We start from the raw sequence: 12,661 nt of genomic DNA, 5'->3' as shown, positions 1-12,661 counted from the left end.
ACGACAACAACTCCCACTCAACATCCGTGAGCTCATACCGACGGATCACCGGTCAGATCATGCCCGACCCATGATCCTTTGAAGACACTGCCTAGGGCGCATCGCCCGGCGCCGCGGCGGCGGTGCGGAAGGGGCGCCCGAGCCGGCGGGCTAGCCGGCCGGGAGCTCCTCGGGCAGGCCGGTCAGCCGCGCCGACAGCGACCACAGCCGCGCGGCGTCGGCCGGGTCGGGCCGGAACGGGGTGACCGCGCAGTCGGCGCTGTGCACGCCGCCGAGGTCCGGGGTCACGGCCGCCCACAGCTGGGTCGCCGCGCCCTGCTCGACGCTCTTGAAGTACCCGGCCGCCCGCCCGTCCTCGTCGATCCAGCCGGCCGCGACCATCTCGTCCCGCGTGAGGTGGCGCTGCAGCGGGGTGAGGATCGCGCCCGGGTGTACCGACGAGGCGCGGACCCCGTGCGGGCGGCCGAGCACGTCGAGGTGCGCGGCGAACAGCGCGTTGGCCGCCTTGGACTGCCCGTAGGCGGCCCAGCGGTCGTAGGGCCCGGCGGCGAAGTAGGGGTCGTCCCAGCGGATCGGCGCGTCGGGCCGGACGTTCGACGACACGGCGACGACGCGGGCGCCCCCGGATCGGCGCAGCGCGGGCCACAGGTGGTGCACGAGCGCGAAGTGCCCGAGGTGGTTGACGGCGAACTGCAGCTCCCGGCCCGGCCCGACGCGCGTCTCGGGGCAGGCCATGACGCCCGCGTTGGCGATGAGGATGTCGACGGTACCCATCGCGGCCGCGAAGTCCGCGACCTGGTCGAGGTCCGCGAGGTCGAGCCGGCGCGCCGTCACCCCGGCCGGCCCGGCGGCCCCGGGCTCGCGCACCCCGGCCACGACCGTGGCCCCGGCGCGGGCGAGGGCCTCGGCGCACACCCGCCCGATGCCGGAGCCGGCCCCGGTGACGACCGCGGTCCGCCCGGTCAGGTCGATCCCGGCGAGCACGTCGGCGGCGGTACTGGAGGCGTCGAAGGTCATGCCGGGCACGCTACGAGCTAGACCGCGGTCTAGCTCAAGCCCGCTACGCTCGCCGGATGGAGCTGACCATCGGCCAGGTCGCCGCGCACACCGGGCTCAGCGTGCACACGCTGCGGATGTACGAGCGCGAGGGGCTCTTCCACACCGAGGTGCGCCGGGACGCGGCCGGGCGGCGGGTGTACGGGCAGCCCGACCTCGACTGGCTCGACGTGTGCACGAAGTTCCGGGCCACCGGCATGCCCCTGGACGCGATCCGCCGGTTCGCCGCGCTCGTGCGCGAGGGCCCCGGCAACGAGGCCGAGCGCCTCGAGCTGCTGTGCGCGCACCGGGCCCGGGTCGAGGAGCAGCGGCAGCGGCTCGACGAGTGCCTGGCGCTCATCGAGGGCAAGGTCGCCACGTACTCGGCGCACGTCGCCGCCGGTACCGCCGCCGCGCTCTGGACCGGTTGAGCGTCACCCGGCCGGACCCGTCGCCAGGCGCACGTTCGCGGTGTGCGAGCGTCCGCCGCGGTCCATCCACGTCACGCGGACGGTGTCGCCCGGCTGATGGCCGTCGATGAGGGCGGTCAGCGCCGAGGCGCCGGCGAGGTCCTCCCCGTCCACGGCGCGGATCACGTCGCCCGCGGCGATGCCGGCCCGCTCGGCCGGACCGCCCGCGAGGACGCCGGTGACCGCCGCACCGCCCGCCTTGCCGTCGGCGTCCGAGGTGCTGACCCCGAGCAGCGCGGTCGGTCCGATATGGACGGTGTCGGACGACTCGCCGTTCTCGATGCGCTGCGCGATGGCCAGCGCGGCGTTGCTGGGGATGGCGAACCCGACGCCCTGCCCGGTGTCGGTCGCCGCGGCCGTGTTGATGCCGATGAGCCGCCCGGTGCGGTCGACGAGCGGGCCGCCGGAGTCGCCGGGCTTGATGTCGGCCGCGACCTGGATGAGCCCGGCCAGCCGCTGGGAGCCGCCGCCCTCGGGGTCCTGGGCGGTGATGGTGCGGTTGAGGCCGGTGACCGAGCCGGACACGGACTCCCCGCCGTTGCCGCCCGCGTTGCCGACCGCCACGATCTCGTCGCCGACCTTGACCTTCGAGGAGTCGGCGACCCCGAGGCGGGTCAGCCCGGAGACGTTGCCGAGCTGGATGACGGCGATGTCGTGGGTGCGGTCGTACCCGACGACGGTCGCCGGGAACGAGCGCCCGTTGGCCACGGTCACCCCGCTGATCGCGGTGGCGCCGGCGATGACGTGGTTGTTGGTGAGCACCAGCCCGGTGGAGCTCAGCACCACCCCGGTCCCGGCGGCGCGGGCGTTGCGCAGCCCGAGCGTGCTGGTGATGTTCACGACGCTCCGGTTGACCGAGGCCGCGATCGCCGCCTTGTCCAGCGTCGCGGCCGGCGTCGCGGCCGGCGACGTCTCCGACGGCGGGTCGGACAGCGGGTCGGCGGGCAGCGCCGGCGCCGCGCCGGGCTGCGCGACGGTGGGCGTGGGCCGCGGCTTCGGGCCGTCCGAGCGCGCCTCGAGGGAGGCCACCAGCCCGGCGACGCTGACCATGGCGGCGAGCCCGACGAGCATGACGACGCCGACGACCCACCGCAGCAGCGAGCCGCCCCGGTGCCGCCCGCGCCACTCCGGCGCCGCCGGTCGCCGCTCGGCCGGCGGCCCCCAGTCGGGGCCGCCCCAGTCGTAGGGCCGGTTCCACTCAGGCGGCCGGGGCGGCGGCACGGGCCCGTCGCCCCAGCCGTCCCAGCCCCGCTCGGCCCCGATGATCGAGGTCACGGGCACCGCCGTGACCGGCACATCGGCGTCACGAGCCACCGCGACACCCTGCGCGTAGCGCGAAGCTGACATTCGTCCACCACCCGCCCGGGAGTCGGCCATCTACCGGCCACTACGGACGCGGACGGCCCGAGGGTTCGATCTCGCGGAAAAAACGACAAATACCTATGGCTCGGGCCGCCTCACCGGCGGGCCGTGCCTCCCGCGAGGAATCCCGGCGCCCGTGGCGCCACGGACGAAAGACCGCACCGGGGCTTGCCGCCGCGCCGGGGCTTTGCTCGACTTGTCGCGTGGACATCGAGTTCAGCGGCGAGGTCTGGCACTGGCGAGGCCCAGCCCCGCACCACTTCGTGACCGTCCCGGCCGACGACTGCACCGCGATCGCGGACGCGGCCCGGATGGTGAGCTACGGCTGGGGCATGATCCCGGCCGCCGTACGCATCGGCGGCTCCTCGTGGAGCACGTCGCTGTTCGCGAAGGACGGCGGCTACATCGTGCCGCTGCGGGCCAACGTGCGCCGCAATGAGGGCATCGACGTGGGCGACACCGTCACGGTGCGCCTGACCATCGGGTGAGCGGCGGGCAACCTACGCCCCGTCGCGTTCGTCCGGCGCGCCGGACGCGCGCCCGGGCCGGTTCCCCGGCACCGAAACGGCCTTGAGCCCGCGGACCGCGTCCGTGTAGTAGTCGTCGAAGGCCTCGAGCACACCGTGGATCTTGTCGACCGTCAGGTCGTCGCGGTGCAGGCGCACCGGCCAGTCGTGCGATTCGACGTGGTAAGTGGAGTCACCGAACACGTGCACCTCCTGGGCGCCAGGCTACCAACCGAACACAATCAGCACCATGAAAGTCACTCTCGGTGTTCATCCGCCGTGCTCCTTGTGGGCGGTGAAGAGGTCCCGGCTGGCCGAGAAGTGGACGTACTCCCAGCTGCGCATCAGGTAGAGCGATCCGGCGAAGACGGCGTTGAGACCGCTGACCAGCGTGAGAACCGACCACGCGAGCGCGGTGTTGCCCAGCACCTCGAGGTGGTACGGGTTCGGCCAGTGCAGGTAGGCCAGCTGGGACTTGTACACCATGAACAGCCCGCTGCCGGCCACCGAGGCGAGAGCGGTGAACACGAGGGACAGCCGGGCGGCCAGCGTGCCCTCCAGCAGCCGGCGCGCGCTGCCGGCCTCGTAACCGAGCCACGCCGCGGCGACGGCCGGGAACACGAGGAGGAAGGCCGGAACGTCGGTTCCCGGGTCGGGCTTGCGGGATGCGACGAAGCCGACCAGCCAGATGAGGATCGTCGCGGCGATCGCGGCGACCGCCGCCCGGAACACCGAGCCGGGCGGGACCTCGTAGAAGCGGAACCGCACCTCCGGCAGCACGTCGCCGTTCTTCAGGTCGGGCACCGGCCCGGGGAAGAAGCGCGTGTAGAAGTGCGCGTAGCGCTGCCCGGCCCGGCGGCGGAAGCGGAAGTACGGCGGTGGCGGCGGCTGCGGTCCGCCGTTGCGCCAGGTGCGCTTCGCCCGCCGGGCATGGGCCGTGCAGTACTCGACCAGGCCGGGAGCGCTGTGCGAGCCGAGGTAGACGCCTTCCTGCGCGTCGACGATCAGGTGGTAGCTCTGGCTCGTGAAGGCGTTCTCCAGCGGAATGCTGATGTCCACCGGGCTGGCGTCGAGCAGCAGCCGGGCCCGCCCCTTGAACCAGTTGAGGACGCCCTCGCCCCGCGCCCTGGCCAGCACCAGCGTCGGCGTGATGAGCCGTTCGTAGGTCACGATGAACCGGCCGTCGGCGGGCCACGGCACGGCCACCACGACGGCGTAGTGCGAGGCCAGCCCGTCCGCGAGCGCCACCGCCATGTCGATCGCCGCGGGATTGGACAGCAGCGGCTGCTGGTCGCCCTGGTCGGTGAGCCGGCGCAACGCCTCACCGCTGGACGGCCGGCGCGCCCGGCCACGGTACATGATCCCTTTCAACGCCCGGTGCTCGGCCGCGATCGCCCCGGCGTGCTTGTCCGGATCGATCGCCGTGCCGTGCGCGACGTCGAGGAGGGTTCGCAGCGAGAGGGCGACCAGTTGCAGGTACTGGCGGTACGAGAGCACGGGAAGGTCCGCCCCCGTCCCGTCCATCACACGGAGGTTGTCGACCAGTTCGCCCTTGCGCGGCATGAGCACGGGAAAGAGCACCGTACCGCCGTTGCCCGGCGGCGCGATGGTGAGGTGGGACTCGATCGTCACCCGCTGCGTCAGCGTTCGCTGGCCCGGCTCGTACCGCTCGGTGATCCGCTCGCGGACCTCGGCCGGCGCGACGACCGCCAGCGTGAAGGCCTTGACCTGCTGGGCCGTCAGGTCGCTCCTGGCCCCGGCGCGCTTGCCGGCACTGCGTTGCAGGACGTAGACCTGCCTGTCGGGCAGCTTCCAGATCCGGGTGGTCTGATGCGACTCCAGCCGCGGACCCATGTAGTGCTTCCGCATGAACCACAGCCCGATGCCGGCCAGCACGCCGGTCGCCGCCAGGTGGGCGGTCCAGCGCATCCACGCCGCGGCCGTGGTGGGGCCGCCGATCACGGCGACGGCGATGAGCACCGCGCTGAGCACCACCAGGCCGATCCGAATCCCCGGTCCCAGCCCCGGTTTCACAGCCGTCCGGCCGGCCGGAGCCGGCTCGCCACCGTCGGAGTCGGACATGATGCCTCCACCCATGACCCGCGGTTCGAGCAGGTCGTTCACGGTCCGGTAGACCCAGTCTCCGAGGCCGGCGCCGGTTGCCCAATCGGGCGATGGGAGGCCGGTGGCGATTCGTCCGGTAGCCTTCGCCGACGAACGCCCGAATCAGTCCGGGTGGCCGCGCCATTGGTTAGCCTTACCTACCTGCGGATTCACCTTCCGTTCATCGTGGGTCCATCGAACACTCACGAACTGACGTACACGCATTCGGCCGTGGCGTAGCAGAGTGCCTCCATGACCATTTCTCGTCGTCAAGTGCTGTCCGGAACGGCCGCCGCGGGTGTCGGGCTGACCGTCGCCGGCGCACTCCCGACCCTGGCGGAGCCCGCGGCGGCCTCGCACGGCGCTGACGGGAGCCGGCCGCACGGCAATGGCCGCCCCTTCCCGCCGCTGCAGGACGACCCCAAGGGGATCCTCGCGCTCCCCGCCGGCTTCTCGTACACGATCGTCACCCGCGAGGGTGAGACCGACTTGTCGAACGGGCAGGGCAAGACGCCCGCGTACCACGACGGCACCGGCGTCGTGGGCGCGGACCGCAACGGCCTGACCCTCATCCAGAACCACGAGATGACGCCGTACATGTCCGCGTTCGGCGTGCCCCACATCGAGGGCACCGTGTACGACCCGGGCGCGGAGAACGCCAGCGGCTGCACGATCATCACGGCCGACCGCAACGGTCACAAGAAGGACGAGTGGGTCGGCATCTCCGGCACCGTGCGCAACTGCGCCGGCGGCGTGACGCCGTGGGGTACCTGGCTGACCTGCGAGGAGACCTTCATCAACGCCGGCGCCGCGTGGACGGCGGGCGGGCACACCGGGACGTACCAGAAGGACCACGGCTACGTCTTCGAGGTCTTCACGAGCGACTCGAAGCACCAGCTGCCGAAGCCGATCAAGGCGTTCGGCCGCTTCGAGCACGAGGCCGTCGCGGTCGAGCCGAACCTGCGCCACCTGTACCTCTCCGAGGACGCCTCCGGCCCCAACGGCCTGTTCTACCGCTGGACCGCCCCGAACGGCGTGCGCCTGCGCCAGGGCCTGGCCAACCAGCTCTCCGACACCGCCGGCAAGCTCGAGGCGATGCAGATCCGCCTCGACGACGGCAGCATCCTGCCGGACGTCTCGTACCTCACCTCGGCGCAGCTGGGCCGCCCGTTCAAGGTCAGCTGGATCGAGGTCCCGGACCGCGACGCGCGGACCAAGACCATCCGCACCCAGTTCGCCGACGGCGAGGTCACCCGCGGCAAGAAGTTCGAGGGCGTGTGGAGCACCTCCAAGGGCTGCTACATCGTCAACAGCTTCGCCTTCGGCGCGAACGACCTGCCGGCCGACGCCACCAAGCACGACGGCATGGTGTGGTTCTACGACTACGACGACCAGACCATCACGCTCGTCACGTACTTCCCGCACAACCCGAACGCGGAGACCGAGGGCGCGTTCCCGAAGTACGCCGACCTCACGTTCGACGGCCCGGACAACGTCACCGTGACCCCGTGGGGCTCGCTGGTGCTGGCCGAGGACGGCGTGCGCGCCTCGCACGTGCTCAGCGCCATCCCGGGCGGCCCGACGTACGCGATCGCCCGCCTCCAGCTCAGCAACGGCACCTCGAACGGCGCGCCGACCTACTCGGAGTTCACGGGCCCGACGTTCTCGCCGGACGGCCGGATCCTGTTCGTCAACGTTCAGGCGCCGGGCATCACGCTCGCGATCACCGGCCCGTGGGAGAAGTACCTCGGCTGAGGGCAAGGGCCCGGGCGCTCCGTCGCCCGGGCCTCACCCGGCCGCGAGCGGCCGGACGTAGACGATGAAGCCCCGGTTCTCGGCCACCTGGTCGTAGAGCCGCCGCGCGGTCGCGTTGCCCTCGTGGGTGTGCCAGTACACCCGCTCGCAGCCACGGTCCCGCGCCACGTCGGCGACGGCCGCGATCAGCGCCCGCGCGACGCCCCGGCCCCGCACCTCGGCCGCGGTGAACAGGTCCTGCAGGTAGCACGCGTCGCCGGACGTGGTGCTCGGGTGGAACAGGTAGTGGGTGAGCCCGACCGGGCGCCCGTCCAGCCGCGCGACGAGGGCGTGCACGCGCTCGCCCCGCCGGAACTCCCGCCACGCCTGCTCGTAGCGCTCCGGCGGCCACTCCCGGCCGTAGAAGGCGTTGTACCCGGCGAAGAGCTCCTGCCACGCCGCCCGATCGCCGTCCCGCGGCGCGCCGATGTCGAAGGTCACGCGGGCGAGCCTATGACGTGCGGCTCAGCGCAGCCGCGGCCGGGCCACCGCCATGATCCGGGCGGCCACCCGGGGCTGCTTCCCGGCCATCGGCGGCGACCCGGACGCCGTGCCGAAGATGGTGATCGACGTCGATTCCGGGAGCCGGCGCTAGCCGGCGGAGGTCCAGCAGATGACCGCCTCGGTGCGGCTGCGCACGTGGAGCTTGGCGAAGACGTGGTTCAGGTGGTTCTTCACCGTCTTCTCGGTCAGCCGCAGCCGGTGGGCGATCGCGGCGTTGGACAGGCCCTCGCACAGCAGCTGCATCACGTCCTCCTCGCGCTCGGTCAGCCCGAAGTGGGCCCGGGCCCGGGCGCGGCGCTCGGTCTGCTGGTGCCGGGAGCGCTCGCGGGCCTGCTGGTCGCGGACCATCGACGCGGCGACCGAGGCGGCGACCGGGGACAGCCAGCCGCGGCCGCCGGCGACCTCGCGGACCGCGCGCAGCAGCTCGGCCGGGTCGAACTCGCCGTGCACGAGATAGCCGCGGGCGCCCTGGTGCAGCATGCCCGCGATGAGCTCGGCGTCGTCGTCGCTGGTCAGGACGAGGACGCGGGTGTACTGCGCGATCGTGGCGAGGACCGACAACCCGTCCGCGATCGGCATGCGGTGGTCGAGCAGCGTCACGGTGGGCGCCAGGCGCCGGGCCGCGGCGATCGCCTCGCGCCCGTTGGCCGCCTCGGCGAGCACCCGGATGCCGTCGTCGCCCTCGAGGATGCCCCGCAGCGCCCCGCGCACGATCGGGTTGTCGTCGACGATGAGCACCCCGAGGTGGGGCGCGCCCGGCCACGTCACGACGCACCGGCCCCGGGCGCGGCGCGCCGCGTCACGAGGCACCGGCCACGGCGCGCGCGCCGAGCGGGACCCGGACGGTGATCGTGGTGCCCGCGCCGGGCGCCGAGTCCACCCGCAGCTCGCCGCCGACGGTCCGGGCCCGCTCCGTCATGCCCACGATCCCGAAGTGCCCGGCGGTCTGCAGCCGGGAGAGATCCCGCGGTACCGCGAAACCCAGCCCGTCGTCGGCCACCTCCAGCAGCACGCCCCGCCGCGTCGGGGCGAGCCGGACGACGACCCGCCCGGCCTGCGCGTGGCGGGCGATGTTGGCGAGCGCCTCGCGGACGATGCGGCTCAGCTCGTACGCCACCGGGATCGGCGGATCGACGGGCTTCAGCACGGTGCGCACCGGCACCCCGGTGGCCGCGCTCCAGGCGTCGCAGAGCTCGCGCAGCCCGGTGGCGAGGTCGCGGTCGGGCACGTCCAGGCGCATCTCCTCGAGCAGCTCGCGGGCCTGCCGGGCGGCCGCGGTCGCGCCCGCGGCGACGGTGCCGGCGAGCTGCTCGGCCAGGGCCGGCTGGCGGCGCAGCGACGTCGGCAGGGCCAGGGCGGCCAGGGACACTCCCCGCAGCGTCTTGCTCACCGAGTCGTGCAGCTCGCGGGCGAGGCGGGCCCGCTCGGACGCGGCCGCGGAGCGCTGGGCGGAGGCCACGAGGCGGCGGGACAGCTCCAGGTACCGGGTCAGCGCCGAGGTCAGTACCGACGCGCCGAGGCCGGCGAGGGCCCCGGCGACGGGCAGGGCGACGACGAACGCGGCGATCTCGGCGGGCGGCTCCAGGCGGTGCAGCACGCGGCCCAGGACGGCGAAGCCCAGCGCGGCGTGCAGGACCCACACCGGCACCGCCCGCAGGCCGAGCAGCACCCCGGCCAGGGCGCCGGCGCCGGCGGCGAAGCAGAAGTACGCGACGCCGCCCCGGCTCACCGCGAGCACGGCGAGCACGAGGACCGCGTCGGCGGCGACGGCGGTCAGCGGCAGCGCGACGAGGCGGGGCCAGCGGGCAAGCAGGCCGAGCTGGGCGCCCGTGCCCACGGCCACCAGCGCCAGGGCGGCGACGACGGGCCACCGGTCGGGGACCAGCAGCAGCCCGGCCGCGGCCGCGATCATCGTCGCGACCGCGCGGCCCACGAGCACGGCGCGGGCCAGCGCCGCCGCGGCCACCGCACGGTCGGTACCCACCACGGCAGGGACGCTACTGGGCGCCCGTGCGCGGCCGTAGCGGGGGCAGGGCACCCAAGCGGGATTTGTACCGCGCTTAAGCCGGACCTAAGTCAGGCGACGGCGACCTCGTCCAGGTCGGGCGCCGGGGACTCGTCGTTGTAGAGGGTCAGCCGCACCTCGCCGGCGGGCAGGTCGGCGGTGAACCGGAACGACTGCGGCACCGTCCAGTCCGGCCCGCTGGCCGGGAACGTCCGCGGCGCGGCCGCGTTGACGCGCACCTTCAGCGCGCGGGCCCCGTCGGCCTCGTAGTACACCGTCACCGTCCTGGGGCCGGCGCTCGGCAGCGTGACGCGGACGACGAGGGTGCAGCCGGCGCACAGGTACCGCACCCGCTTCCCGCCCCGGCAGGTCCCGCACGCGGTGACGGAGGCCCCGCCGGTGAGCGTGTTCGCCGGGTCCTCGGCCTGGACGCTGATCGGCGCGAACGACGACGCCGGCAGCGCGGCGCCGGGGCTCAGGCCCGGCTGGAAGGCGCTGGCGAGCGGCTGCGACGCCCGCGACCGCGACGCGCCCGGCCGCTCGTCGTGGGTGGGCGCGATCAGCGGCGGCACGGCGATCGCGGCGGCCGCGATGCCGACGGCCACGGCGGTCACCCCGATCCACTGCCGCGACCTCTGCGCCGGCCCGCCGCCGTCAGTCACACGTGCTCCTCGTCCCTCCGGCGACCCGGGCCCGACAATACGCCACGGCGCCGCCGCCCTTTGATGGACGACGGCGCCGCGGGCGGGGGTGCGCTTACGGCAGGACGTAGTTGTTGTTCAGGACGTAAGGGGCGGGCTGCTGGTCGTCACGGCCGTCGTGACCCTGGGCGTCGCACTGCCGGGCCGCCACGATGCACCCGTCGATCATCGCCTTGAGGGTCCGGTCGTCCCACGCGTTGACGAAGTCGTAGTGGAACGTCGGGCCGGCGCCGCTGGCGAAGTGCACCTTCGACATGTCCCCGTTGACCGGCCAGGCCATCTTGAACTCGAGCTTCGGCACCGCGACCGGGTGGTCGTCGGGGCAGACCACGCCCGCGGCCGAGTGGGTGTCGACCGGGTAGGCCATGTGGCTCTGGTGGTCCGGCGAGTCCAGGTGCAGCCCGTCCCAGCAGCTCGGGGCCTGGTACCGGATGTTGAGCTTCACGCTGCGGTCGGTCGGGCAGCTCAGCGGGATGTTCTTGTTCTCGTAGCTGTCGCCGCACTCGAAGCCCTTCTCGGTCGCGGCGAGGAATTTGTCGGCGTCGGTGTTCTTGGCGCTGCCGACGACGAAGCGCAGGCCCTTCGGGAACGGCCGGATCGTGCGGTAGTCCTGCACGCCCGTCTTGTAGTAGATGGTCTGCAGGCCCTCAGGGTTGACCGCGGTGTCGCCGTTGTACAGCGTGGGCATCCAGTACGCCGACAGGTCGCCCTTGGCCTTGCACGTGGTCGCGCCGGCGGTGAGCGAGTCGACTGTCGTGTTCGCGTTCGTCGTGGTGTTGCCCATGAACGTGTGCATGTGCGACGCGCCCGCGAGCCCGGGGAACACGATCGGGTCGTCCTGCAGGTTGCTGCGGCTGACCGAGCAGTTGGCCTGGAACTCGTGGAAACCGCCCTTGTTCGGCGGTACGTCGTGCGAGGGCTTCACGTTCGTGACGGGGTTCGGCGCCATGATCCAGCCGGCCGGGGCGGTGGCCGTGGACGTGGGCGTGGGCGTCGCGCCGCCGGTGGGCACCGGCCCGGCGCTGGACGGCCCGCCGGTGACCGGGCCGGCCGTCGCGGTGGCCGGGGCGCCCGAGTTGCCGAACACCTGCAGCTCCCACAGCGAGTAGCCGTAGCCGGAGGAGCGGGCGGTGCCGTAGAGCCGCACGTAGCGGCCCATGCCGGTGACGGCGAGGGTCTGCTTGCCGCCGGTCGAGGTCGTCGTGGAGTACACCGTCAGCCACGTGGTGCCGTCGGAGGAGATCTGGATCTGGTAGGCGGTGGCATAGGCCCGCTCCCAGTTCAGCACCACCTTGCCGATCGCGGTCGGGGCGCCGAGGTCGACCTGCAGCCACTGCGGGTCGCTGAACGCGCTCGACCAGCGGGTGCCGGCGTCGCCGTCGACGGCGGCCGAGGCGGGGTAGGCGCGGCCCTCGCTGGAGGACGCGGTCGCCGGCTTGCCCTGGGACACGGGCACGGCGTCGGCGCTGGCGGAGCGCAGCGGGCCGGTGGCGAACCAGCCGAGCAGGCCGACGAGCGCCACCGCGACGCCGGCCAGCACGATCAGCCGCGACCGGGGCTGGTGCCGGAGGGACAGGGTCATCGATTCTCCCGTTGGGGTTGGATCACCACTTGGCGTCCCGAACGCTAGTGATCGGCGGCCCCGCGATCCTGGGCCCAAAGACCCAGACCGGGTCCCAAGGTCCAGGGTGACGCTGGCCACGCTCGCCGGGGCTCCGCGACGGCGTTCCTTGGCTACGCTCGGTGGATGGGCAGTGAGCGGGAGGACGGGTTCGAACCACGGTCCCGGGTCGGGGCCGTGTTCGTCGCGCTGCTGGAGGGCGACGAGGACGCGGCGGAGCGGGCGGCCGAGCTGCCGCCGGACGAGCACGACACGCCGGTGCTGGCGGCCGCGATCCGCCTCGCCGTGCACAGCCTCTTCGACGAGGACACCCCGCCGGAGTCGGTGGCCGAGTTCGTGGCCACCATCGCGCAGGACGTGGAGATCGACCCGGCGGTGGGCGAGGCCCTGCTGCGCACCCAGCTCGGCGAGGAGGGCCTCCTGGAGCCCTTCGCCCCCCAGGACGTCTCCGACGCGACCTGGTCGATGCTGGGGTACCTCTGCGAGCACCGCCTCGGCCGGGAGGACTCCCTGGAGCTCGTCGCGCACGCCGAACGGGAGGCCCTGCCCGAGGCGTAGGC

The 12,661-nt window shown here is 73.4% G+C and carries 13 protein-coding genes; 4 read left to right on the top strand and 9 right to left on the bottom strand.

Annotated elements, in window-relative coordinates:
• Positions 1–150: 150 nt before the first annotated feature.
• Positions 151–1,017, bottom strand: coding sequence for an SDR family NAD(P)-dependent oxidoreductase (locus tag AB0B76_RS48015; RefSeq protein WP_360389462.1), 867 nt, complete (start codon positions 1,015–1,017; stop codon positions 151–153).
• 56 nt (positions 1,018–1,073) lie between these two features.
• Here AB0B76_RS48015 and AB0B76_RS48010 point away from each other — a divergent pair, with 56 nt between their 5' ends.
• Entirely contained in the window at positions 1,074–1,466 is a 393-nt protein-coding gene (locus AB0B76_RS48010; RefSeq protein WP_360389459.1) for a MerR family transcriptional regulator, read from the top strand.
• A gap of 3 nt (positions 1,467–1,469) precedes the next feature.
• On the opposite strand, the gene AB0B76_RS48005 is transcribed toward AB0B76_RS48010, so the two are convergent.
• Positions 1,470–2,819, bottom strand: a complete 1,350-nt coding sequence (locus tag AB0B76_RS48005) for a trypsin-like peptidase domain-containing protein (RefSeq protein WP_360389456.1) — start codon at positions 2,817–2,819, stop codon at positions 1,470–1,472.
• A gap of 251 nt (positions 2,820–3,070) precedes the next feature.
• Between AB0B76_RS48005 and AB0B76_RS48000 the strand changes: the two genes are divergently transcribed.
• Positions 3,071–3,355, top strand: a complete 285-nt coding sequence (locus tag AB0B76_RS48000) for a DUF1905 domain-containing protein (RefSeq protein WP_360389453.1) — start codon at positions 3,071–3,073, stop codon at positions 3,353–3,355.
• Between the two features lie 12 nt (positions 3,356–3,367).
• On the opposite strand, the gene AB0B76_RS47995 is transcribed toward AB0B76_RS48000, so the two are convergent.
• Both AB0B76_RS47995 and AB0B76_RS47990 read right to left on the bottom strand, forming a co-directional pair.
• Complete coding sequence (locus tag AB0B76_RS47995) at positions 3,368–3,577, bottom strand: hypothetical protein (protein ID WP_360389450.1); 210 nt, start codon at positions 3,575–3,577, stop codon at positions 3,368–3,370.
• Between the two features lie 66 nt (positions 3,578–3,643).
• A complete protein-coding gene (locus AB0B76_RS47990) occupies positions 3,644–5,455 on the bottom strand; it encodes a hypothetical protein (RefSeq protein WP_360389448.1) in 1,812 nt (603 codons plus the stop codon).
• A gap of 273 nt (positions 5,456–5,728) precedes the next feature.
• On the opposite strand from AB0B76_RS47990, the gene AB0B76_RS47985 reads away from it, so the two are divergent.
• A complete protein-coding gene (locus tag AB0B76_RS47985; protein ID WP_360389445.1) occupies positions 5,729–7,231 on the top strand; it encodes an alkaline phosphatase PhoX in 1,503 nt (500 codons plus the stop codon).
• Between the two features lie 33 nt (positions 7,232–7,264).
• Here AB0B76_RS47985 and AB0B76_RS47980 read toward each other — a convergent pair whose 3' ends face one another.
• The 5 genes from AB0B76_RS47980 to AB0B76_RS47960 form a co-directional block, all read right to left on the bottom strand.
• Positions 7,265–7,711, bottom strand: a complete 447-nt coding sequence (locus tag AB0B76_RS47980) for a GNAT family N-acetyltransferase (protein WP_360389442.1) — start codon at positions 7,709–7,711, stop codon at positions 7,265–7,267.
• 150 nt (positions 7,712–7,861) lie between these two features.
• Positions 7,862–8,542, bottom strand: a complete 681-nt coding sequence (locus tag AB0B76_RS47975) for a response regulator transcription factor (RefSeq protein ID WP_360389439.1) — start codon at positions 8,540–8,542, stop codon at positions 7,862–7,864.
• Positions 8,543–8,573: 31 nt separating this feature from the next.
• A complete protein-coding gene (locus tag AB0B76_RS47970; RefSeq protein ID WP_360389436.1) occupies positions 8,574–9,761 on the bottom strand; it encodes an ATP-binding protein in 1,188 nt (395 codons plus the stop codon).
• Between the two features lie 89 nt (positions 9,762–9,850).
• Positions 9,851–10,441 carry a hypothetical protein gene (locus AB0B76_RS47965; RefSeq protein ID WP_360389433.1) on the bottom strand — a complete coding sequence of 197 codons (591 nt, stop codon included), beginning with the start codon at positions 10,439–10,441 and terminating at the stop codon, positions 9,851–9,853.
• Positions 10,442–10,535: 94 nt separating this feature from the next.
• Positions 10,536–12,062 carry a DUF1996 domain-containing protein gene (locus tag AB0B76_RS47960; RefSeq protein ID WP_360389430.1) on the bottom strand — a complete coding sequence of 509 codons (1,527 nt, stop codon included), beginning with the start codon at positions 12,060–12,062 and terminating at the stop codon, positions 10,536–10,538.
• A 165-nt stretch (positions 12,063–12,227) separates the two neighbouring features.
• Here AB0B76_RS47960 and AB0B76_RS47955 point away from each other — a divergent pair, with 165 nt between their 5' ends.
• Complete coding sequence (locus AB0B76_RS47955) at positions 12,228–12,659, top strand: hypothetical protein (protein WP_360389427.1); 432 nt, start codon at positions 12,228–12,230, stop codon at positions 12,657–12,659.
• Positions 12,660–12,661: the final 2 nt, after the last annotated feature.

It is taken from the genome of Dactylosporangium sp. NPDC049140 (assembly GCF_040648435.1).
Note: the sequence above shows the minus strand (reverse complement) of the source record. Positions and strands in the feature narration are given on the sequence as shown.

What these genes read in the sequence shown, in the direction of transcription:
- AB0B76_RS48010 (WP_360389459.1), top strand. Translation starts at nt 1,074, where the DNA reads ATGGAGCTGACCATCGGCCAGGTCGCCGCGCACACCGGGCTCAGCGTG.
- AB0B76_RS47955 (WP_360389427.1), top strand. Translation starts at nt 12,228, where the DNA reads ATGGGCAGTGAGCGGGAGGACGGGTTCGAACCACGGTCCCGGGTCGGG.
- AB0B76_RS48015 (WP_360389462.1), bottom strand. Translation starts at nt 1,017, where the DNA reads ATGACCTTCGACGCCTCCAGTACCGCCGCCGACGTGCTCGCCGGGATC.
- AB0B76_RS47985 (WP_360389445.1), top strand. Translation starts at nt 5,729, where the DNA reads ATGACCATTTCTCGTCGTCAAGTGCTGTCCGGAACGGCCGCCGCGGGT.
- AB0B76_RS47990 (WP_360389448.1), bottom strand. Translation starts at nt 5,455, where the DNA reads ATGTCCGACTCCGACGGTGGCGAGCCGGCTCCGGCCGGCCGGACGGCT.
- AB0B76_RS47960 (WP_360389430.1), bottom strand. Translation starts at nt 12,062, where the DNA reads ATGACCCTGTCCCTCCGGCACCAGCCCCGGTCGCGGCTGATCGTGCTG.